The organism is Cobetia sp. 14N.309.X.WAT.E.A4, from assembly GCF_030397495.1.
GTDB lineage: Bacteria > Pseudomonadota > Gammaproteobacteria > Pseudomonadales > Halomonadaceae > Cobetia > Cobetia marina.
Genome location: NZ_JAPNXT010000001.1, coordinates 201,644 through 221,751, shown reverse-complemented (window position 1 = coordinate 221,751; position 20,108 = coordinate 201,644). Strand labels below are relative to the sequence as shown.

19 protein-coding genes are annotated in these 20,108 nt (G+C 64.4%); 5 read left to right on the top strand and 14 right to left on the bottom strand.

All coding sequences use genetic code 11. The features are described from left to right. Positions 1 to 7: 7 nt before the first annotated feature. A complete protein-coding gene (locus tag OW493_RS00980) occupies positions 8 to 1,423 on the bottom strand; it encodes an acetyl-CoA carboxylase biotin carboxylase subunit (RefSeq protein WP_077371943.1) in 1,416 nt (471 codons plus the stop codon). 186 nt (positions 1,424 to 1,609) lie between these two features. On the opposite strand from OW493_RS00980, the gene OW493_RS00975 reads away from it, so the two are divergent. Continuing rightward, the gene (locus OW493_RS00975; RefSeq protein ID WP_077371939.1) at positions 1,610 to 2,599 is read left to right on the top strand and encodes a LysR family transcriptional regulator; all 990 of its coding nucleotides are present in this window, start codon (positions 1,610 to 1,612) and stop codon (positions 2,597 to 2,599) included. A gap of 88 nt (positions 2,600 to 2,687) precedes the next feature. Here OW493_RS00975 and lipA read toward each other — a convergent pair whose 3' ends face one another. From lipA to OW493_RS00915, 12 genes are all read right to left on the bottom strand, one after another. Next, positions 2,688 to 3,680 carry a lipoyl synthase gene (lipA, locus tag OW493_RS00970; RefSeq protein ID WP_077371936.1) on the bottom strand — a complete coding sequence of 331 codons (993 nt, stop codon included), beginning with the start codon at positions 3,678 to 3,680 and terminating at the stop codon, positions 2,688 to 2,690. Beyond that, a complete protein-coding gene (gene lipB, locus OW493_RS00965; protein WP_084209158.1) occupies positions 3,680 to 4,405 on the bottom strand; it encodes a lipoyl(octanoyl) transferase LipB in 726 nt (241 codons plus the stop codon). Before lipB ends, lipA begins: the two co-directional genes overlap by 1 nt. A gap of 57 nt (positions 4,406 to 4,462) precedes the next feature. Further along, positions 4,463 to 4,750 carry a DUF493 domain-containing protein gene (locus OW493_RS00960; protein ID WP_077371930.1) on the bottom strand — a complete coding sequence of 96 codons (288 nt, stop codon included), beginning with the start codon at positions 4,748 to 4,750 and terminating at the stop codon, positions 4,463 to 4,465. Positions 4,751 to 4,913: 163 nt separating this feature from the next. Beyond that, positions 4,914 to 6,116 carry a D-alanyl-D-alanine carboxypeptidase family protein gene (locus OW493_RS00955; RefSeq protein WP_084209159.1) on the bottom strand — a complete coding sequence of 401 codons (1,203 nt, stop codon included), beginning with the start codon at positions 6,114 to 6,116 and terminating at the stop codon, positions 4,914 to 4,916. A 98-nt stretch (positions 6,117 to 6,214) separates the two neighbouring features. Further along, positions 6,215 to 7,243 carry a septal ring lytic transglycosylase RlpA family protein gene (locus tag OW493_RS00950; protein WP_176502791.1) on the bottom strand — a complete coding sequence of 343 codons (1,029 nt, stop codon included), beginning with the start codon at positions 7,241 to 7,243 and terminating at the stop codon, positions 6,215 to 6,217. Next, on the bottom strand, positions 7,240 to 8,280 hold the full coding sequence (gene mltB, locus OW493_RS00945; protein ID WP_077371920.1) for a lytic murein transglycosylase B: 1,041 nt from the start codon (positions 8,278 to 8,280) through the stop codon (positions 7,240 to 7,242). The genes OW493_RS00950 and mltB overlap by 4 nt, the downstream gene beginning before the upstream one ends. A 73-nt stretch (positions 8,281 to 8,353) precedes the next feature. Beyond that, positions 8,354 to 9,502, bottom strand: coding sequence for a rod shape-determining protein RodA (gene rodA / locus OW493_RS00940; RefSeq protein ID WP_077371918.1), 1,149 nt, complete (start codon positions 9,500 to 9,502; stop codon positions 8,354 to 8,356). Continuing rightward, on the bottom strand, positions 9,492 to 11,444 hold the full coding sequence (gene mrdA / locus OW493_RS00935) for a penicillin-binding protein 2 (RefSeq protein WP_289862862.1): 1,953 nt from the start codon (positions 11,442 to 11,444) through the stop codon (positions 9,492 to 9,494). Before mrdA ends, rodA begins: the two co-directional genes overlap by 11 nt. Positions 11,445 to 11,486: 42 nt before the next feature. Beyond that, positions 11,487 to 11,954 carry a 23S rRNA (pseudouridine(1915)-N(3))-methyltransferase RlmH gene (gene rlmH / locus OW493_RS00930; protein ID WP_077371912.1) on the bottom strand — a complete coding sequence of 156 codons (468 nt, stop codon included), beginning with the start codon at positions 11,952 to 11,954 and terminating at the stop codon, positions 11,487 to 11,489. A 159-nt stretch (positions 11,955 to 12,113) separates the two neighbouring features. Beyond that, positions 12,114 to 12,473, bottom strand: coding sequence for a ribosome silencing factor (rsfS, locus tag OW493_RS00925; protein WP_077371908.1), 360 nt, complete (start codon positions 12,471 to 12,473; stop codon positions 12,114 to 12,116). Positions 12,474 to 12,565: 92 nt separating this feature from the next. Continuing rightward, on the bottom strand, positions 12,566 to 13,201 hold the full coding sequence (gene nadD / locus OW493_RS00920; RefSeq protein ID WP_077371905.1) for a nicotinate-nucleotide adenylyltransferase: 636 nt from the start codon (positions 13,199 to 13,201) through the stop codon (positions 12,566 to 12,568). 194 nt (positions 13,202 to 13,395) lie between these two features. Then, on the bottom strand, positions 13,396 to 14,679 hold the full coding sequence (locus tag OW493_RS00915) for a glutamate-5-semialdehyde dehydrogenase (RefSeq protein ID WP_077371902.1): 1,284 nt from the start codon (positions 14,677 to 14,679) through the stop codon (positions 13,396 to 13,398). 291 nt (positions 14,680 to 14,970) lie between these two features. Between OW493_RS00915 and OW493_RS00910 the strand changes: the two genes are divergently transcribed. From OW493_RS00910 to OW493_RS00895, 4 genes are all read left to right on the top strand, one after another. After that, positions 14,971 to 15,912, top strand: a complete 942-nt coding sequence (locus OW493_RS00910) for a hypothetical protein (RefSeq protein ID WP_136938287.1) — start codon at positions 14,971 to 14,973, stop codon at positions 15,910 to 15,912. Continuing rightward, complete coding sequence (locus OW493_RS00905) at positions 15,912 to 16,874, top strand: diguanylate cyclase (protein WP_077371896.1); 963 nt, start codon at positions 15,912 to 15,914, stop codon at positions 16,872 to 16,874. Before OW493_RS00910 ends, OW493_RS00905 begins: the two co-directional genes overlap by 1 nt. After that, positions 16,871 to 18,325: a bifunctional DedA family/phosphatase PAP2 family protein gene (locus OW493_RS00900; protein WP_289862857.1), complete on the top strand. Its 1,455-nt coding sequence runs from the start codon at positions 16,871 to 16,873 to the stop codon at positions 18,323 to 18,325. The genes OW493_RS00905 and OW493_RS00900 overlap by 4 nt, the downstream gene beginning before the upstream one ends. 83 nt (positions 18,326 to 18,408) lie before the next feature. Next, positions 18,409 to 19,287, top strand: coding sequence for a DMT family transporter (locus tag OW493_RS00895; protein WP_084209164.1), 879 nt, complete (start codon positions 18,409 to 18,411; stop codon positions 19,285 to 19,287). Positions 19,288 to 19,444: 157 nt separating this feature from the next. Here OW493_RS00895 and OW493_RS00890 read toward each other — a convergent pair whose 3' ends face one another. After that, entirely contained in the window at positions 19,445 to 20,074 is a 630-nt protein-coding gene (locus OW493_RS00890) for a LysE family translocator (protein ID WP_077371890.1), read from the bottom strand. Positions 20,075 to 20,108: the final 34 nt, after the last annotated feature.

Sequence of the window (20,108 nt, the reverse complement as noted above, 5' to 3'; positions counted from 1 at the left end):
GGTGGACTCAGAGACCGGCGTGCGCCGCGATCGCCGCCGCGATCGCCAGTGCCGTCTGTTCCGGCAGGCGCTTGACCGAGTACTGGGTCAGCTCCGGATGCGCCGCCACGAAACCGGTATCGAAGCGCGCGTTGCGGAAGTCCGGATGCTTGAGGATTTCCTGATAGTAAGGCGCGGTGGTCTTGACCCCCTGCAGGCGCATGTCATTGAGGGCGCGTGACCCGCGATTGATGACCTCTTCCCATGTCAGCCCCCACACGATGAGCTTCAGGCACATGGAATCGAAATACGGCGGGATGGTGTAGCCGGTATAGATCGCGGTATCGGTTCGCACGCCAGGCCCGCCGGGGGCGTAGTAACGCGTGATGCGCCCGAAGCTGGGCAGGAAGTCGTTCTTGGGGTCCTCGGCATTGATGCGGAACTGGATGGCATAGCCGTGATGGCGGATGTCTTCCTGACGGAAGGCCAGCTTGTGGCCCCAGGCGATGCGGATCTGCTCGCGCACGATGTCCACGCCGGTGATCGCCTCGCTGATGGTGTGCTCCACCTGGACGCGGGTGTTCATCTCCATGAAGTAGATCTCGTTGCCCTTGACCAGGAACTCCACGGTACCGGCATTGCGATAGCCCACGGCCCGCGCGGCGCGCACCGCCATCTCTCCGACATAGGAGCGCTGCTCCGGCGTCAGCTGAGGGCTGGGGGCAATCTCGATCAGCTTCTGGTTGCGGCGCTGGATGGAGCAGTCACGCTCGAACAGATGGATCACGTTGTCGTGACTGTCGGCCAGAATCTGGACCTCGATGTGATGCGGGTCGACCACGCAGCGCTCCAGGAAGACATCCGCACTGCCGAAGGCCTTGGTAGCCTCCGAGATCACGCGACCCCAGGCCTGCTTGAGCTGCTGGGCATCATCACAACGCCGGATACCCCGCCCCCCACCACCTGAGGTAGCCTTGAGCATCACCGGATACCCCACCTGTTCCGCCACGCTCAAGGCTTCCTCGACATCGGCCAGATTGCCCTTCGAGCCCGGCGTGACCGGCACGCCAGCCGCCTTCATGGCGGCGCGGGCTTCGGTCTTGTCTCCCATGCGCGCGATGACATCACTGGACGGGCCCACGAAGGCAATGCCCGCCGCTTCGCAGATTCTCGCGAACTCAGCATTCTCGGAAAGGAAACCATAGCCCGGATGAATGGCATCACAGCCTGTCTCGCGGGCCAGATCCACCAGGCGACGGGGGTCCAGGTAGCCGGCCAGCGGGTCTTCGCCGATGAAATGCGCTTCATCGGCACGCTTGACGTGAAGCGAGAAACGATCGGCTTCGGTGTAGACCGCGACAGAGCGGATGTCCATCTCGGCACAGGCGCGTACAATGCGCACTGCGATTTCCCCTCGGTTGGCAATCAGCAACTTGCGGAACATGGTGACTCTCCCTGACGGAACGCGGTGATCTTGTTGTTGACGGCTTGCGTCTGACTCTCCTGCAACCCTGAAGGCTTGCGAGGGCAGTCATGTTCTCAGGCTTTCCACGCTACCCAGCGAGAGACCAATAGAAAAGTTGATATTTTTTTGCCAATCTATAAGTAAAACCTTATGACTGGGTGTGTCATGTCGCGTCCAAATCTGCTAAACCGATTAACTTTCAGACAGTTACAGGTATTTCAGGCTGTCCATCGCCAGCAGTCCTACTCGCGTGCGGCTGAGCAACTCGGACTGACACAGCCCGCCGTCAGTGCCCAGATTCGCCAATTGGAGCAGGCGCTCGAGCAATCGCTGTTCAAATATGCCGGCAAGACGCTGCATATCCTGCCGGCGGCGGATGCGCTGGCAAGCTCGGTACAGTCGATCTTCGGGGAAGTCTCGAGCCTGCAGATGGAGCTGTCGGAAATCGCCGGCACCATCCGTGGCGAGCTGAATCTGGCGGCCGTGTCCACGGCCCAGTATGTGGTGCCGCACATTCTGGCGCGCTTTCGTGCCCGCTACCCGGAAGTCTCGGTGCGCCTGCGCGTCTGCAATCGCGGCCAGGCACTGGAACGCCTCGCCGAGCGACGCGATGACCTGGTGATCATGGGCATGGTGCCCGATGACGCCAACCTGGCCTTCATGCCGATCCTGGACAACGAGCTGATCCCCATCGTCTGGCCCGGCCACCCGCTGCTGGACGTCAAGGGCGTCACGCTGGAGGATCTCGCCCAGTACTACATGCTGATGCGCGAGCCCGGCTCCGGCACGCGTACCGCCTTCGAGGAATTCGCCGCCCGCGAGCGCGTCTCGCTGCGCCATACGCTGGAGCTGGGCTCCAACGAGGCCATCAAGCAGGGCGTGATGGCGCATCTGGGCGTGGCGATCCTGCCGCGGCTGGCCGTCCAGCTGGAGCTGGCCTCCGGCCTGCTGGCCTCGCCGTCCCTGCCGGGCTTCCCGCTCAGACGCTCCTGGTGCACGGTCTATCCCAAGGATCGCTACCCCACGCCGGTCACCGAGCTGTTCCTGCGTTTCGTGCGCGAGCTGCTGCCGGAGCTCAACGCACACTTCAGCGCGCCGATGGAGCCGATTCCCGGGCACAGCGTCGCCTGCCTGCCGCTGGCCACGGAGCAGTGACGCTCCACCACACGCCCCTGTGCTCATGAACCAAAAAAACCGCCGCGGAGATGATCTCCGCGGCGGTTTTTTTTCGGGCCAGTCCGGCTTATTTCACTTCCACACCATGCGCCTGCTTGTCTGCGTGATAGGAAGAGCGCACCAGCGGACCGGAGGCGACATGCGAGAAGCCCATCTCGCGCGCCTTCTGACCGAGCCAGTCGAAGGTATCCGGGTGGACCCAACGATCGATCGGCAGGTGGCTGCGTGACGGCTGCATGTACTGCCCGAGGGTCAGCATGTCGACGCCGTGATTGCGCAGGTCCTGCATGACCTCGAGCACCTGCTCGTCAGTCTCGCCCACCCCCAGCATCAGACCGGATTTGGTCTTCACTTCCGGGCGGCGCTCCTTGTAGCCCTTGAGCAGATCCAGCGACCACTGATAGTCGGCGCCCGGACGCACGCGGCGGTACAGGCTCGGCACGGTCTCCAGATTGTGGTTGAAGACATCCGGCGGTGTCTGCTCGAGCACGTCCAGCGCGACCTGCATGCGGCCACGGAAGTCCGGCACCAGCACTTCGATCTCGGTACCTTCACACTTCTCGCGGATCTCACGGATGCACTCGGCGATGTGGTTGGAGCCACCGTCACGCAGGTCATCACGGTCAACGGAGGTCACGACGACGTAATTCAGGCGCATCTCGGCGATGGCTTCGGCCAGCTCACGCGGCTCGTCGGCATTCAGCGCATTGGGACGACCGTGGGCCACGTCACAGAACGGGCAGCGACGGGTACAGATATCGCCCATGATCATGAAGGTCGCGGTGCCGCCGCTGAAGCACTCGCCCAGGTTCGGGCAGGAGGCTTCTTCACACACCGTGTGCAGGCCGTGCTTGCGCAGGGTCTGCTTGATGCGGCTCACCTCAGGGGAGGCAGGCATGCGCACGCGCAGCCAGTCCGGCTTCTTCGGCAAGGTCTCGGTGGGAATCACCTTGACCGGAATGCGAGCGACCTTCTCGGCGCCACGCAGCTTCACGCCACGCTCCTTGCGAGCAGGAGCAGCGGAGGGAGCGGGCTTCGGGGTAGCGGTGGTCTCGGTCATCAGTTCTGTCCTGCTGTTCGAGAAATGTCAGCCAGTGCCGCGGGCAGCCCGCTCACCGGAGTCAGGGTCACGTCCCCCAGGCTTGCGCCCAGACAACGCACCAGGCGGTCACGCTCAGCGGCAAGATCCACCGGCTCGCGCGTCAGGTCGCGTAGCTGGGTCATCGCCATGCCGGCATAGCCGCAGGGATTGATGCGCCCGAAAGGCGCAAGGTCCATGTCCAGATTGATCGCCACGCCATGGAAACTGCATCCACGTCGGATGCGCAACCCCAGCGAGGCAATCTTGGCCTCTTCCATCGAGCGGCGCGGATCATCCATGCGCTGCGCCGATTTCTTCACGTAGACCCCCGGGGCATCGGGGCGTGGATACGCCTCGATGCCGTGCTCGGCCAACGCCGCCACCACCGTCTCTTCCAGCGCAGTGACCAGCTGACGAACGCCGATGCCGCCACGCTTGACGTTGAGCAACGGGTAGAGCACCAGCTGGCCGGGGCCGTGATAGGTCACCTGGCCACCCCGGTCGGTCTGCACCACCGGGATATCACCCGGCATCAGCAGATGTTCCGGCTTGCCAGCCTGTCCCTGGGTAAAGACGGGGGCGTGCTCCACTACCCACAGCTCATCCGGGGCCTCCGGCGAGCGGGTATCTGTGAAGTCACGCATCGCCGACCACACTTCCTCATACGGCAGCACGCCGAGGTGGTGGACGTGAATCGTGTTCATGCATGCGCTCCTGTGCTCATGGCGCAAGCCAGTGAAGTCGCTCGTCTCACGCGAACGTCACAATACCATGTGGATGCGACCGGTGGCCTTGAGGTCACGGTGCAAGGCATCCAGCTGGTCGGTTCCGGTGGCTCGGATCACCACGCGGATGCTGCGATAGTTGCCGTTCTTGCTGTCCTGCCAGGTGATGGCCGTGGCGTCGAAACCGGGCGCATGCACTTCCAGGACATTGCAGACCACTTCGACGAGATCTTCGGCGGCATTGCCGACGATCTTGAGGGAGAAATCGCAGGGGAATTCGATCTTGGGGGGTGTCTTCTCACCCGCTTTTGGCGTGTTGGCCATGGGAAAGCCCTTCCAGTGATTCTATTTCCGACCATTCTACTCAACAAAGGGCGATCCGTCAGCCGGATCGCCCTTCGTGAAAGACGCATCCCCGGGTTTCAGGGGCGCGTGGCGGGCACCGTCGCATCATCTTGCTCGCTGGCAAGGGCGGACGGCACCAGCCTCAGTTGAACAGGCCGTGGAAGAACAGCATCAGGGCGTCCCACAGACGCTTGAAGAGACCGCCCTGCTCGACTGATTCCAGGGCGACCAGCGGCTCTTCCGCCAGCACCTTGTCCTCGAGCTTGATCTGCAGGGTGCCGTACTGCTCGCCGACCTGCACCGGTGCCTTGATGGTGTCCTTCAGATCAAGACGGGCGGTCAGCTTGTCGGCCTGGCCACTCGGCAGGGTCAGATAGACTTCCTTGGCCATGCCAAGACGCACCTGATCCTTCTCGCCGCCCCAGACACGGGCCTGATTGAGCACGGCACCCTTGTCATAGAGCTTCTTGCTCTCGAAGTAGCGGAAGCCGTAGGTCAGGAGCTTCTGGGATTCCTGGGCACGCGCCTCTTCGGAGCTGGTACCCATCACCACGCTGATCAGACGCGTGTCTTCCTTCTTGGCAGACGCCACCAGGCAGTAACCCGCTTCATCGGTATGACCGGTCTTCAGGCCGTCGACGTCCTTGTCACGCCACAGCAGCTTGTTGCGATTGGGCTGCTTGATGCCATTCCAGGTGAAGTACTTCTGGGAATAGATCTGATAGTGATCCGGATAGTCGCGGATGATGTGACGCGCCAGAATCGCGAGATCATGTGCCGTGGAGTAGTGCTCCGCGTGCGGCAGACCGGTGGCGTTCATGTAATGGGTATTGTTCATGCCCAGACGCTTGGCGTGCTGGTTCATCAGGTCGGCGAAGGAGCCCTCGCTGCCGCCAATGTGCTCGGCAAGCGCGACGCTGGCGTCATTGCCTGACTGGATGATCACGCCATGCAGCAGATCATCGACCGAGACACTGGTGCCCTCGCGGATGAACATGCGCGAGCCGCCGGTCTTCCAGGCGTTGACGCTGATACGCACGTTCTCGTCCGGCGTCAGCTTGCCGTCATCGATTTCATTCTCGACCAGATAGGCCGTCATCATCTTGGTCAGACTTGCCGGCGGCAGACGCTTGTCGGCATTGTGCTCGACCAGGATGCGACCGGAATTGGCATCCATCAGAATCCAGGAGGACGCGGCCAGTTGCGGCGCCGCCGGAATCAGGGTGTCGGCCTCGATGGCCCGGGCCGGCGTGGAGGTGACGCTGGTCAGCAGCGCGATACCGCTGGCCGCCATCAGCCCGGCAAGACGGCGCCGCAATGGAAGAAGTCTGGCTTTCAGGGACATGTTGAAATCTCTTTGACACTCATGCGTTAGCCGGGGCACAAGCCCCGGCCATGTTGCACCCTCGTGGGATGCATGATGGATGCGCCAGATCACCGCCGCTAGCGCGGTGCCTGTACGCTGAAGGCGCCGGAGAAGCCGGCATCGGCGATCGCGGACTTGAGCGACTCGATACGCACGCTTTCTTCAAGCGGGCCCACCTGCACCTTGTAAAGATTGCCACTGCCCAGCACTCGGACCGGGCGATCAAGCGCCGCGCTGACGCGCTTGCTGATGCGGTCTGCCGTTTGCAGGTCACTGACCGCCGCCACCTGCAGGAAGCTGGCATCAGCGCCGCTGGCCGTGGTGTCGGTCGCGCGCGCCGCAGAGGCTACCACGGGCTTGGCGGCAACGCTCGTGCTGGACGTCTTCGCCGCCACGGAATCGCCGGTTGCGCCCATTTCCTCAAGCCCTGCGATGCCCTGCTCGCGACGCACCGCCTGACTGCGGGCCAGCAGGCGCTCGGACTCGGCCGTGCCCTGGGTCGGGCTCGGCCCCGGCCGCCAGGTGCTGGCATCCAGCGTCTCGACGCGCACATGACCGGTACCATGGCCAAGCATGTCGAGACGCCACGCCGCACTGTAGGACAGGTCAATCAGGCGATCATCATGGAAGGGCCCACGATCGTTGACCTTGACGATGACCTGCTTGCCGTTGTCCAGATTGGTGATTCGCGCGTAGGTCGGCAGCGGCAGCGACTTGTGGGCCGCCGTCATGGTGTACATGTCATAGATCTCGCCGCTGGCGGTGGCGTAGCCATGGAACTTCTTGCCATACCAGGAGGCGGTACCTTCCGCCACGTAGCCGCGCGGGTCATCCATCACATGATAGGTCTTGCCCCACACCTCATACTCGCTGCGGTTGCCGCTGCGCGTATAGGGCTCGGGCTTCGGCACGGCGTCCGGCACCGCGGAGACGTCCGGCGCGTCGTCGGGATAGGCGTCCGAATCCATCTCGTAACGCCCATTCTTGCCCGCCTTCTTGCCCGTGCTCGGCGAAGCACCGTCGCTGACCGTGGTGCCACCACTGCTGGCACAACCGGCCAGCAGGGCAAGCGCCAACGTCAACGGCAGCGCGCGTGACCAGCTCATCCGGCACCCCCATCCTCGAGACGGCGCTTGATCGCCTGGGACAGCTCATTCACGGCCATCGCATACAGATGGCTGTGGTTGTAGCGAGTGATGACGTAGAAGTTGTCATAGCCCACGGCGTAGCGATACCCCTGCTTGAGGTCCAGCGCCAGCGGGATGATCTGGGTATTGCCTGCCACGCCACCCGCGACCTCGACCCCTGCCGCCTCAAGTGCCGAGACGCTCATGTAGGGCTTCTTGGTCTTGTTGAAGGTGACGGAAGACGGCGGAGTACCGGGGCCATCGGCTGCGCTGACGACCGGTGCACCGGCCTTCCAGCCGTGACGGGCGAAATAGTTGCCGACACTGCCGATGGCATCGACGGGGTTGTGCCACAGGTCCCGCACGCCATCGCCATCGAAATCGACGGCATAGGCCTGATAGCTGGTGGGGATGAACTGGGGGTAGCCCATCGCGCCGGCATAGGATCCCTTGATGGAGAGCGGGTCGATGCCCTGCTCCAACGTCAGCTGCAGGAAGGCGGACAGCTCACCACGGAAGAACTTGCCACGACGCGGATGATCGAAGGCCAGCGTGGAGAGTGAGTCGATCACGCGGTGGGTGCCGGTGTGCTTGCCAAAGAAGGTCTCGACGCCAATGATGGCGGCGATGACTTCCGGCGGCACGCCATATTCGGCCTGGGCGCGATCGAAGGTCTCGCGATGCTCGGCGATGAACTTCACGCCGGCTTCGATGCGAGATTCCTTCATGAAGATGGCGCGGTACTGGTCCCAGCGCAGGTGCCCTTCCGCCGGGCGCGACATGGCATCCAGCACTTTCTGGCTGTAATCGGCCTGATTCATCAGCTCGGTCACGCGAGCGCGATCCAGCCCCTTGGCCACCAGCTCATCCACCAGCTTGGCCGTCTCCGGGTGAGTTGCGGGAGCAAAGCCATCCGGCGCCGCCATGGCCGCCCCTGACATGCCCAGCAACGGCGCGATCATCAGGGCTGCGCCCCAGTGCTTCAGTCGCCGCCCACGTGCGTTAATCACCGTCATCGACTCTCTCCTTGCCTGTCTGCGGGCGTTGGCCCGCGAATGTCCTTGCCATCCGGTAGCTGCAAAGGCCGCGTCAACGCGACAGCAGGCGCCGGTGGGTATGAATGCTCATGAGAATACCGAAGCCCGCCAGCAAGGTCACGCTGGAGGTCCCACCATAACTGACCAGCGGCAGCGGAACGCCCACCACCGGGAGAATGCCTGACACCATGCCGATGTTGACGAACACATAGACGAAGAAGGTCAGGATGATGGCTCCCCCTGTCAGGCGCGCGAAGCTGTCCTGACCATGGTTGGCCATCACCAGCCCGCGCAGCACGATCAACACGTAGAGGGCGAGGAAGAAACTCATGCCCAGAAGCCCGAGTTCCTCCCCGATCACCGCGACGATGAAGTCGGTATGCCGCTCAGGCAGAAATTCCAGCTGCGATTGGGTCCCCAGGGTATAGCCCTTGCCCAGCAAGCCTCCGGAGCCGATGGCGGTCTTGGACTGGATGATGTTCCAGCCGGCTCCCAGCGGGTCGGACTCCGGATTCAGGAAGGTCAGCACACGCCGGCGTTGATAGTCATGCATCACCATCCACAGAAGCGGCAGCGCCGAGGCGATCAACGCCCCGAAGAAGGCGATCAGTTTCCAGGAGAGTCCCGCCAGCAGGATGACGAAGACCCCGGCCGCCGCGACCAGCAGCGAGGTTCCCAGGTCCGGCTGCCGGGCGATCAGCAGCACCGGCGTGACGATGATCACCCCACAGATGACCAGATCGCGCCAGCGTGGCGGCAGCGGCCGCTGCCCCAGCCAGCAGGCGACCATCATCGGCATCGCCAGCTTCATGAGCTCCGACGGCTGGAAGCGCACGACGCCGGGAATCACCAGCCAGCGCTGGGCCCCCATGCCGACATCCCCCAGTACCTCCACCGCCACCAGCATCAGGAAACCGCCGCCATAGGCGACAGGTGCCCAGCGATACAGCGTGCTCGGAGAGAGCTGCGCAAGGCCGATCATGACCCCCAGCGCCAACGCCTGACGTGACGCCTGGCGCAGCGTGAAATCGATATCCTGACCGCTGGCGCTGTAGAGCACGATCAGACCGCACCCCAGCACGATCAGCAGCAACAGCAGCAGCCAGGGGTCCAGATGGATCCGCTCCCACAGACTGGTGCGACGCCGGCGATTGAGCTCGCCTCCCACGCTGCGCATCGAGCGCTGATAATCAGTCGGCATCATTGACTCCTGCAGGGGTTTCGCTCTGCTCGGCCTGCGCCGCCGCCTCTTCCAGGGCCGCCGCCAGCGTCAGGGCGGCATCACGGGCGACAGGATCAATGCGCGGCAACAACCAGTAATCCGTGATGGCACGTGCCATGGGACCGGCCACCGAGCTTCCGCCCTGACCGTTCTCCACCACCACGGACACGGCGATCTCGGGATTCTCGACCGGCGCGAACGCCGCAAACAGGGCATGGTCGCGCAGACGCTCCGCCAGCTCGTGACCGTTGTACTTCTGGTCCTGCCCCAGGGTGAAGACCTGCGCCGTACCGGACTTGCCGGCCATGCGATATTTGAGCCCGGGACCGACGTACTTGCGCGCCGTGCCCTCGCGGCCATTGACCACGTCCTCAAGCGCGCCGATGACCTCGTCCCACCAGGCCGGATTCTCCACCACCACGTCAGGCTTCTCTTCGCTGCGCGGCAACAGCACCGTCTCATCGCCGATGCGCTTGGCCAGATGAGGCGTCACATGCCGGCCACGATTGGCCAGCACCGCCTCGGCGGAGGCGAGCTGCAGGGGCGTCGTCAACCAGTAGCCCTGGCCGATCCCGATGGAGATGGTCTCGCCGGGATACCAGGGCTTGTCGTAGCGATTGCGCTTCCATTCCTTGGACGGCATCAACCCCGGCAAGGCACCCTGCACGTCCAGCGCGGTCTGCTCACCGAACCCGAACTTGTGCATGTACTCGCTGATGCGATCGATGCCCAGTCGATAGGCGACATTGTAGAAGTAGGTGTCATTGGAGACGGCGATACCGCGCCGCATGTTGACCCGTCCATGCCCCCAGCGCAGCCAGTTGCGATACTTGTGGCTGTCATTGGGCAGCTGGAAATACCCCGGGTCGAAGAAGGTGGTCTGCGGCGTGATGACGCCATTGTCCAGCCCCGCCAGCGACATGAAGGGCTTGACCGTCGAGGCAGGCGGATACTGTCCCCGTATCGCCCGATTGAACAGCGGCAGGTCGATGTCGGACTGCAACGCACGGTAACTCTTGACGCTGATGCCGGTGACGAACTCGTTGGAATCAAAGCCCGGCACCGAGGCCATGGCGAGGATCTCGCCGCTCTCCGGCTCGATGGCCACGATCGCCCCACGGCGCCCCTTGAGCAGTCGATAGGCCAGATCCTGCAGGCCACGGTCGATGGTCAGCGTCAAGTCCTTGCCGGGCTGCGGGTCGATACGCGACAGCTCACGCAGCACGCGGCCGCGCGCATTGGTTTCCACCTTGCGCAGCCCGGCCTGACCATGCAGCGCCTCTTCATAGAAGCGCTCGATCCCGGTCTTGCCGATGAAGTGCGTTCCCGAATAGTTGCCCTTGTCGAGGGTCTTGAGCTCCGCCTGGTTGATGCGCCCGACATAGCCCAGCGTGTGCGAGAGCGGCTTGGCATCCGGGTAGTAACGCAGCAGCTGGGCCTCGACCTCGACACCCGGCAGGCGATAGCGATTGACCGCCAGACGCGCGATCTGCTCCTGGCTCAGTTCACTCATCAACAGGGCTGGCTGATAGGGGCGCTGTCGCTGACGCGAGCGTTCCTTGAAGTCTTCGATTTCATCAGGGGGGAGATCGAGAATCTCGACCAGACGCTCAAGCGTCGTCTCCAGATCACCGGCGCGTTCGCGCACGATGGTCAGGTTGTAATTGGGGCGATTCTCGGCAAGCAGGCGACCGTTGCGGTCATAGATCAGGCCGCGCGTCGGCGGCAGGGGTTCGACACGCACACGGTTCTTGTCCGAGCGCGTGGTATAGATATCGTGTTCCACGACCTGAAGAAAGACCAGCCGTGCCAGCAGGCAACCGGCCAGCACCAGCACCAGGCCGGCGGCCACGATACTGCGAAGGCGAAAGATCCGCACTTCCTGTTGGGGATTCTTGATCGTCGCCCGGCGTTGGCGCATGGCGGGTCTCGCAACTCGTGTCTTGTCGCAAGCGGCAGGCGCTTAACGGTGATAAGGATGCCCGACCAGCAGTGTCCAGGCGCGGTAGAGCTGCTCCGCCAATACGATGCGCACCAGCGGGTGCGGCAGGGTCAGCGCGGAGAGCGACCAGCGCTGATCCGCGCGGGCCAGCAGGCGTGGATCGAGCCCGTCAGGACCGCCGATCAGGATGGCCACATCGCGACCGCCCAGGCGCCAGTCATCGGCGTGCTGAGCCAGCTGCTCCGTGCTCCACGACTTACCTAGGACATCAAGGGCGACAACATGTTCATTTCCCTTGAGTTTTTCCAGCATCCGATCACCTTCACTGGCCATGGCACGGGCAATGTCCGCGTTCTTGCCACGGTTTCCGGGCGCCAGTTCGATGAATTCGAGGGAAAAGTCTCTTGGCATGCGCTTGAGATATTCCCGGCTACCCTTCTCCACCCAGTCAGGCATCTTCTGCCCGACCGCCAGTACTCGGATCTTCATGTCCTGTCCCGTGTCGTCAGTGGCCAACGGGCATGCCCGCTGACCCTCTCCTTCCGTCCAACCACCACGGGCCCGCCCTGTCAGCATGCTGCCCGCAACCGGCGCCGGTGGCACCGCCGTGCCGCATCACTCCGCCTCTTGAGGCAGGCAAGAGCGGAATCAGCTGCGCTGTTCGAACTCTTCGCTCGTCTCGCGGGGCAGATCGCTCCACAGGCGCTCGAGGTCATACAGGGCACGGGTTTCGGCCAGCATGACGTGGACGACGACATCGCCCAGATCCAGCAACACCCAGTCGGAACCGTTGTCGCCTTCGCAACCCAGCGGCTTGACGCCGGCTTCTTTCACCGTGACCTGCACATTGTTGGCCAGAGCGGCGATATGACGGCTGGAAGTCCCCGTCGCGATCACCATGACATCGGTGACGCTGGTCAGCTTGGAGACATCGATCTCGCTGATTTCCTGGGCCTTGAGGTCGTCAAGGGCGTCGATCACCAGGTTTTTAAGAGCTTCGGTCTGCATGATTCCTCGGAAGTTTGTTCGGCAGGGGGCGCATTCTACCCGTTGGTGATGCGCTCGCCTATGGGCATCGTCAATCTACGCGTCACGAACCCTCACTCACAGGGCGGGCAGTAAAGCGACCGGGCCTCGATATGGCGGATGACCGTCTCGGGCAGCAGGTAGCGCACGCTATCCCCCAGCGCGAGCCGCTCGCGCACGAAGGTCGCGCTGATCGCCATGCGGGTCGGCAATGACAACCGCAGCAACAGGCCGCCGGGACGCGCCATCAGCTCGGCCACCGTCTGCACTTCCCGCCCCTCGATCAAGGCCTTCAACGCCTCTGGCAGAGGAGCATCATGATCAGGGCGCTCGATCACCACGACATGGGCATCATCGAACAGTCGCTCGGCGGCATGCCATTCGCCAAGCTTGAGAAAGGCATCATGGCCGATGGCCATCACCAGCCGCGCCTGAGGGCCATATTCGCCGCGCAGGCTCGCCAGGGTGTCGGCACTGTAGGACGGCCCATCCCGGAAAAGCTCGCGGGCATCCGCCTTGAGCCCCGGCTCACCGGCAATCGCGGCCTCCAGCATGGCCAGACGCTCCTCGCTGCTCACCCCGGGTGCGGCACGATGTGGCGGCTGATGGCAGGGAATCATCAACACATGATCCAGGCCCAGCGCCTCACGCAGTTCGATGGCGCTGCGAAGGTGCCCGTGGTGTACCGGGTCGAAGGTGCCCCCGAGCATCGCCACCCGGGGGACCGGCCCGAGACAGCCCTCGAAGCCGGGCTGTGGCTTCTCGTCAGGCAGAGTGTCGCAGGCCTCCCCACCCGGCTGTGCGGCAGGTTCGCGCTGCGCGGCGTCGCCGTCGACATTCAGCGGGCGCTGGCTATCGTCCAGCGCCCGTGGCGATGCGCTGACCGAGGAAGGGTCTGGAGATCTCACTGACGAATCTGCCCATCGCCGAACACGACATACTTGCGTGTGGTGAGCCCTTCCAGCCCCACGGGCCCGCGAGCGTGCAGCTTGTCGGTGGAAATGCCGATCTCGGCACCCAATCCGTATTCGAAGCCATCGGCAAAGCGGGTGGAGGCATTGACCATCACGGAGCTGGAATCCACTTCGGCCATGAACCGACGCGCCAGCGCATAGTTGTCGGTGATGATGGCTTCGGTATGCCCGGAGCTGTGACGCTCGATATGCGCCATCGCCGCTTCCACGCCCTCGACGACCCGAATCGCCAGAATCGGTGCCAGATACTCGGTATCCCAGTCCTGATCCGTGGCGGCCACGGCCTCGGACAGGATGTCACAGGTGCGTTCACAGCCACGAATCTCGACCTCATGGACCGCCAGACGCTCGGCGATGCGCGGCAGCACCTCGGCCGCGACAGCCACATCCACCAGCAGGGTCTCCATGGTGTTGCAGGTACCGTAACGGTGCGTCTTGGCGTTCTCGGCGATGCTCACCGCCATGTCGAGATCTGCCGTGGCGTCGATATAGACGTGGCAGATACCGTCGAGATGCTTGATGACCGGCACGCGCGCCTCATTGGTGATGCGCTCTACCAGACTCTTGCCCCCACGCGGGATGATGACATCGACGTACTCGGGCATCGCGATCAGACGGCCCACCGCGGCACGGTCCGTGGTGGCCACCACCTGCACCGCCGTCGCCGGCAGCCCGGCCGCCACCAGCGCCTCGCGGATGATCTCACCCAGCGCACGGTTGCTGGACGCCGCTTCGGAACCACCACGCAGGATGCAGGCATTGCCGGACTTGAGGCACAGGCTGGCGGCTTCGATGGTGACGTTGGGCCGTGATTCGAAGATGATGCCGATCACGCCCAGTGGCACACGCATGTGACCGACCTGGATGCCGCTGGGACGATATTTCAGGCCATCGATCTCACCGACCGGGTCCGGCAGGGCCGCGACCTGCTCGAGACCCTCGATCATGGCATCGATACGCGCCGGCGTGAGGGCGAGGCGGTCGACCATCGCCTCCGACAGGCCATTGTCACGCGCTCGCGTCAGGTCATCGGCGTTGGCGGCGGTCAGCGACTCGCGGCGCTCGTCGATCAGTCGTGCCATGATCTGCAGCGCCCGGTTCTTGAGGCCGCTGTCGACACGACGCATCACCACGCTCGCTGCGCGGGCATCGCCGCCCAGACCGTTCATGTAAGCCACGACGTCCGTGGTGTCGTGCTTGCCCAGCTCGCTCATGTGCCTTGTCTCATTCGTAGAAAGATGTAGGAAAATGCCTTCCGCCCGCTCTGGCGCCTGTGGATCAGCCGAGGGAGGGGTGAAGCGAAAGCGCCGGATCACCTCGACACTTCGGAAAATCATGGTTTGGGGTATGCTGGCCCGTATCAGCGCCTGGCAGAGCCGGGACAGGCAGGCGGCATCACGCTCGCACATCCTGTCATGGCATGGCTCAATGCGCTGCGCCCCATCCGACCGGGGAGTCTGGTCGGATTCATATCATCCACGGGAAAGGTGCCAATATAAGTCACCATGGAGATCAAGTTCAAAGTCCGGGTCAGTCAGTTCATCTGTCTGCTCGGCTCTGTGCTGTTGCTGCTGGAAGCGGCGCGCCAGATCAGCCTCGCCCTGACCATCACCGGACTGCTGCTGGCCATCGGCGGCACCTTGCTGCTGGTGGTCTCCCTGGCACACGAACTCTTCACGCTGGGCTGGTTCCGGACCACGGCCATGCTCAGCGTGGCGGTGATCATGGCGCTGCTGGTGCTGCTGGCACCCGAGCAGCACATGATGTGGCTATGGGGGTTTGCCGTGCTGCTGCTCTATCCGCGCCCCGCGTGGCTGGCGCCGGCCTGCGCCATCATAGGGCTGATCACCACCTGGCTGGCACTCACGCCGCTGGGCAGTGACTGGCTGAGCCTTGGCATCGGCATCACGGCCACCTTGATGGCGCTGGGCGCCATCGCCGGGCAGCGTCAGCAGGAGGTCTGGCGTCAGCTGGAACGGCGCGGTCGCCGTGACGCGAATCGTGCCATCTGGTCACAATACCAGCTGCTCCGGGATCTGCCGCGCGAAATTTCCCGGGCAGATCGTGAAGGCATCCACATCGAGCTGATCCTGCTGGAGCCAGCCACGCCCACCCGCCTCACGCGTCGCCGTCTGCTGAATACGCTGGACAGCGCGGCGCTGCCCCATGAGACACGCTATCAGCTTGACGATGGCTGCCTGGCGTTGCTGTTGGTGGCACGCAGCGAACACGCTGCCAACCTGCGGCGTCGGCAGCTCATGGAGCATCTCGCCATGCCAGTGCGGGCGCGGGTCCAGCCGCTGAACGATACCGAGGCCGACCATCTCGACCTGCAGGCGGCGAGCGCCAACCTCAGCGAGGAGCGCGAGCCGATCACTCACCTGCCCGCGCTCCCCTCCCGAAAGGCGGCACTCGCCGACACCCCCCAGGCGGAGGCTGAAGACTGATGTCCTCGTCAACGACGGCCACGCGCGCCAGAGAGCGCCGCCGGCTGGCCAATCGCAAGACCCTGATCATGCTGCTGGCGACCCTGGTGCTGGCCACCTACGCGCTCTGGCGTTATCTGGTCGGGGACTACTCCCACATCCTGACACCGGTGCTGGCCACCTTGCTGATGGGGATCGCGACCGCTCTGCACCTCCTGGATGAAGAGCAGCCGCTTCCCGCCTATCTGGCGCTGATCGGCGGTTATCTGATGCTGGCGCTGGAGGCCCCCAGCGCGCACATCGGAATGTCGCTGTGGCTGGGATTGCCGAGCATCCTGACGCTGCTGCTGCTGCCATTGGCGCCGGCGATGCTCTTGAACGTGGTACTGGCCCCGCTGTGGCTATGGCTGCTGGGTCAGCCGGATGACAACTTCGGCGAGGTACTGCGCTATGTCTGCCTGCTGCTGGTCGCCAGCCAGCCCTTCGTGATCAACAACCTGCAGTCAGGTGTCATGCGCATGACCGCCAGCGAGGAAGTCGAGTGCAATGCCTACAATGCGCGCACCGGCCAGCAGCGGCTGACCAGCGAGGCCGCACGCGCCAGTGCGCTGGAGCAGCCGTTGAGCATCCTGGTCATCTACCTGCCGCAGCTGGAGATGCTCGGTGAGCAATTCGGGGAAGACCGCCGCATCGAGTGCCTCTCCTCGGCCTGCGATGTCATGCAGGGCATCTCGCGTCAGGGCGATCTGCTGTGTCGCAGTGACAAGGCCACGTTCTGGCTGATGCTCCCCAATACCGGCGAGGCCGGCGCCCTGATCATGCGTGAACGCCTGACGGCCGCCCTGGCGGCGACGACACAGCCCGAGACCGGCTCGATCATCGCTCACGCTCGTCTCGTCAACTACAAGGCGGGCGACACGGTACAGAAACTCGAACAACGCCTGCTGGCCGCCCAACTCACCCTGATGGACCTCAATGAATGAGCAACACCCTTGCCACACTGACTCACTGGCTGGACCCCACCTCCCTGATGGCCACGCTGAGCGAGCACCCCGTGGCGCTGATTGTCATCATCGGCTTCATCTCCCTGCTCGAATCCCTCGCCATCGTCGGCCTGCTGGTCCCCGGCGTGGTCATGCTGACGGCCGGCGCCTCGCTGGCGGGGCATCTTGAGCTTTCCCTGCCACTGGTGCTGCTTTCCGGTGCGCTGGGGGCCGTGATCGGCGATGGCGTGAGCTTCTGGCTCGGCGTCCATCATCGGGATCAGTTACCGCAGCGCTGGCCCTTCTCGCGCCACCCCGAATGGATCGAACACGGTCAGCGCTTCTTCCATCGTTACGGCAGCTGGTCGATCGCCTTCGGGCGTTTCGTCGGCCCGGTACGCCCGATCATCCCGCTGGTCGCGGGCATGCTGGACATGCCGGCCTCGCGCTTCTTCATGGTCAATGGTCTCTCGGCACTGGCGTGGTCTCCCGCCTATCTGTTGCCGGGCTACCTGCTGGGCCAGACCTGGCAATCACTGTTCACGCTGCCACCGGGCGCCAACGGCCTGCTGATCGGCCTGGCCAGCGGCCTGATCGCCTGCGCCTTTGCCTTCTCCTTTCTGCGCCGCCAGCTGGGCCGCGAAGGCCGCCTCTATCACTGGCTGGCGCGCCGCATGCGTCGCTCGGCATCCGGCCGTCGCCTGTGGTGGCAGCTGCGCCACCCCGACCCGGAAGGCGAGTTCCCGCTGGCCTCGATGGCACTGCTGGTCTTTGCCGTCATCAGCGTGCCCGCGATGAGTCTGGCGGCACTCGCTCACCCCGGGCCCTGGCAGATCGACGTCGTCGCGGCCTCGCTCGCCGACAGACTCCACACCCTGCTGCCCGAGAACCTTCTGCACCAGGCCAGCCTGTGGCTGTCGCAGCTCGGCGATGGCACGGGGCTCGCGGCACTCGTGGCGCCCTGGCTCGTGTGGCTGGCACTCACGCGCCGCCATGCGATATGGATCCATCTGAGCGCCGCCTGGGTCGGCATCGCCTGCGCCAATACCGTGCTCAAGTATCTGATCCAGCGCCCCCGTCCGGACACTCCCGCCTTCCTCGAAGGCTCGATGTCGTTCCCCAGTGCCCACACGGCCGGTGCCGTCGCGGTATTCGGCCTGGCAGCCGCCTTCATCGCCGAACGGCAACCCTCTCCACGCCGACGCTGGATCTACTGGAGCGCCATCATCGCCTGTAGCGTGATCGGGCTGTCTCGCATCTTCCTCGGCGTGCACTATCTGAGCGACATCCTGGGCGGCGCCTGTCTGGGACTGCTGGCGTGTGCTCTGGTGCGCATCAGCTACCCTGCCTTCGTCCAGCAACCCTGCCCCTCGCCGACCGCCCCCGTGGTGTGGTTGAGCCTGGCGAGTCTGGGTCTGCTGACGGCGCGCCTGCTGTGGCTGCCGCTCTAGACCGTCATTCACGATCGACCCTCAAGGTGATCGCTGCACGTCATCACCGCCACCACCTTCGCCTTCTGCCCAAGAGGATACCCATGCCCGGTCCTGCCGCTCCCCCTGCCAACCAGCCCCAGGCGCTCATGTCGATTCATCTCGGCATCGCGCTGCTCGGCGGCACGGCGCTGTTCTCGAAGGGCCTGCCACTCTCGGCGCTCGACATCACCACCTGGCGCAGCCTGCTGGCCGGCCTGTTCCTTCTGTGGATCGCACGGCTGAAGTGGCAGGTCTCGCTGCGCCTGAGCGGCCGCGACTGGGCGCTGGTGGGCGTGGCCGCGGCGCTGATGGCCGCTCACTGGGTCAGCTACTTCCACGCGATGCAGGTCTCGTCCGTGGCCACCGGCATGCTGGCACTGTTCACCTATCCCATCTTCATCGTGCTGCTGGAACCCTGGGTGGAGGGCACGCGCCTGAAAGCCGGGGATCTGGCGGCAGCGGGGCTGGTGTGCATCGGCGTCTGGCTGCTGGTTCCCGGCGGCGACAGCAGCGCGCAGGGCGATAGCCTGGCGGGAGTGTTGTGGGGCGTGTTCTCGGGCCTGCTGTTCGCGGCGCGCAATCTGCTGGTGCGCTACCGTCTCAGCCACCTCAACCCGGTGCTGTCGATGAGCCTGCAGGCGCTGGGCGTGGTGGTGCTGACATTGCCGTTCGCCTCCGGCGAGATCATGGACGCAAGCCCGGGAACAGGCATCGCCATGCTGGTACTGGCCGTCGTGTTCACGGCCACCCCCCATGCCCTGATGACCTTCGCCCTGGGTGGCCTCAGGGCCAAGACCGTCGGCATGATCGGCTGTCTGCAGCCGGTGTATGGGGTGCTGCTTGCCTGGTTGATTCTCGGCGAGGCCCCCACCTGGATGACGCTGGTGGGCGGCAGTTTCATCGTGGCGGCGGCAGCACTGGAAACCCTGCGACGCAATTGACTCGCACACCACCGTTGAGACAGCTGCCGGCGTTGCGCCAGCCGCCCCGATTGTCCCCGTCGTCGCGGTTGCTCCAGCCGGCGAACACACGAAGGCCCGCCATTGGCGGGCCTTCGTGTGTTCGGGGTGTGTCGGTCAACGCCTTGGCATGCCGAGATCAGCCGGTGGCGAGCCAGATGCCCACGCCGACCATCAGGGTCCCCGCGACCCGGTTCATGAGCCGCACGCGCGAACCACGACCGAGCCAGCGCGCCAGTCCACTGCCGCCACCGGCATACAGCATCAGACAGCTGAATTCGAGCGTGAGAATGATGCCCACCAGCGCCACCAGCTGTGGCGTCATCGGCAGGCTCGCGTCCAGAAACGGTGGCAGCAGCGCGATGAAGAACGCCCAGCCCTTGGGATTGGCGATGGCGGTGACGAAGCCCTGTGCCGCCAATGTCCGCCGCGAGGCTCGTGGTGCAGCACTGGCCTCGCCCACGGCCCCCAGTGCCAGGCGCCCCCGCGAGCGCCACATCTGGATGCCGAGCCACACCAGATAGGCGCCCCCGGCCAGCTTGAAGGCCGAGAACACCAGCGGATAGCGCAGCATGATGGTCGCGACCCCGATCACGGCCGAGACCGCCACCAGCCCGACCCCCAGCAGCTCGCCCACCATCATCCACAGGGTGCGGCGCACCCCTTGCGTCATCCCCAGGGTCATGGCCAGCGTCATGCACATGCCCGGTGTCAGCGACACCAGAAAGAAGGTCGGCACGAACACCGACAACAATGACCAATTCAGCATTCCCTGCTCTCCCTGCACAATCCGATGATCAAGA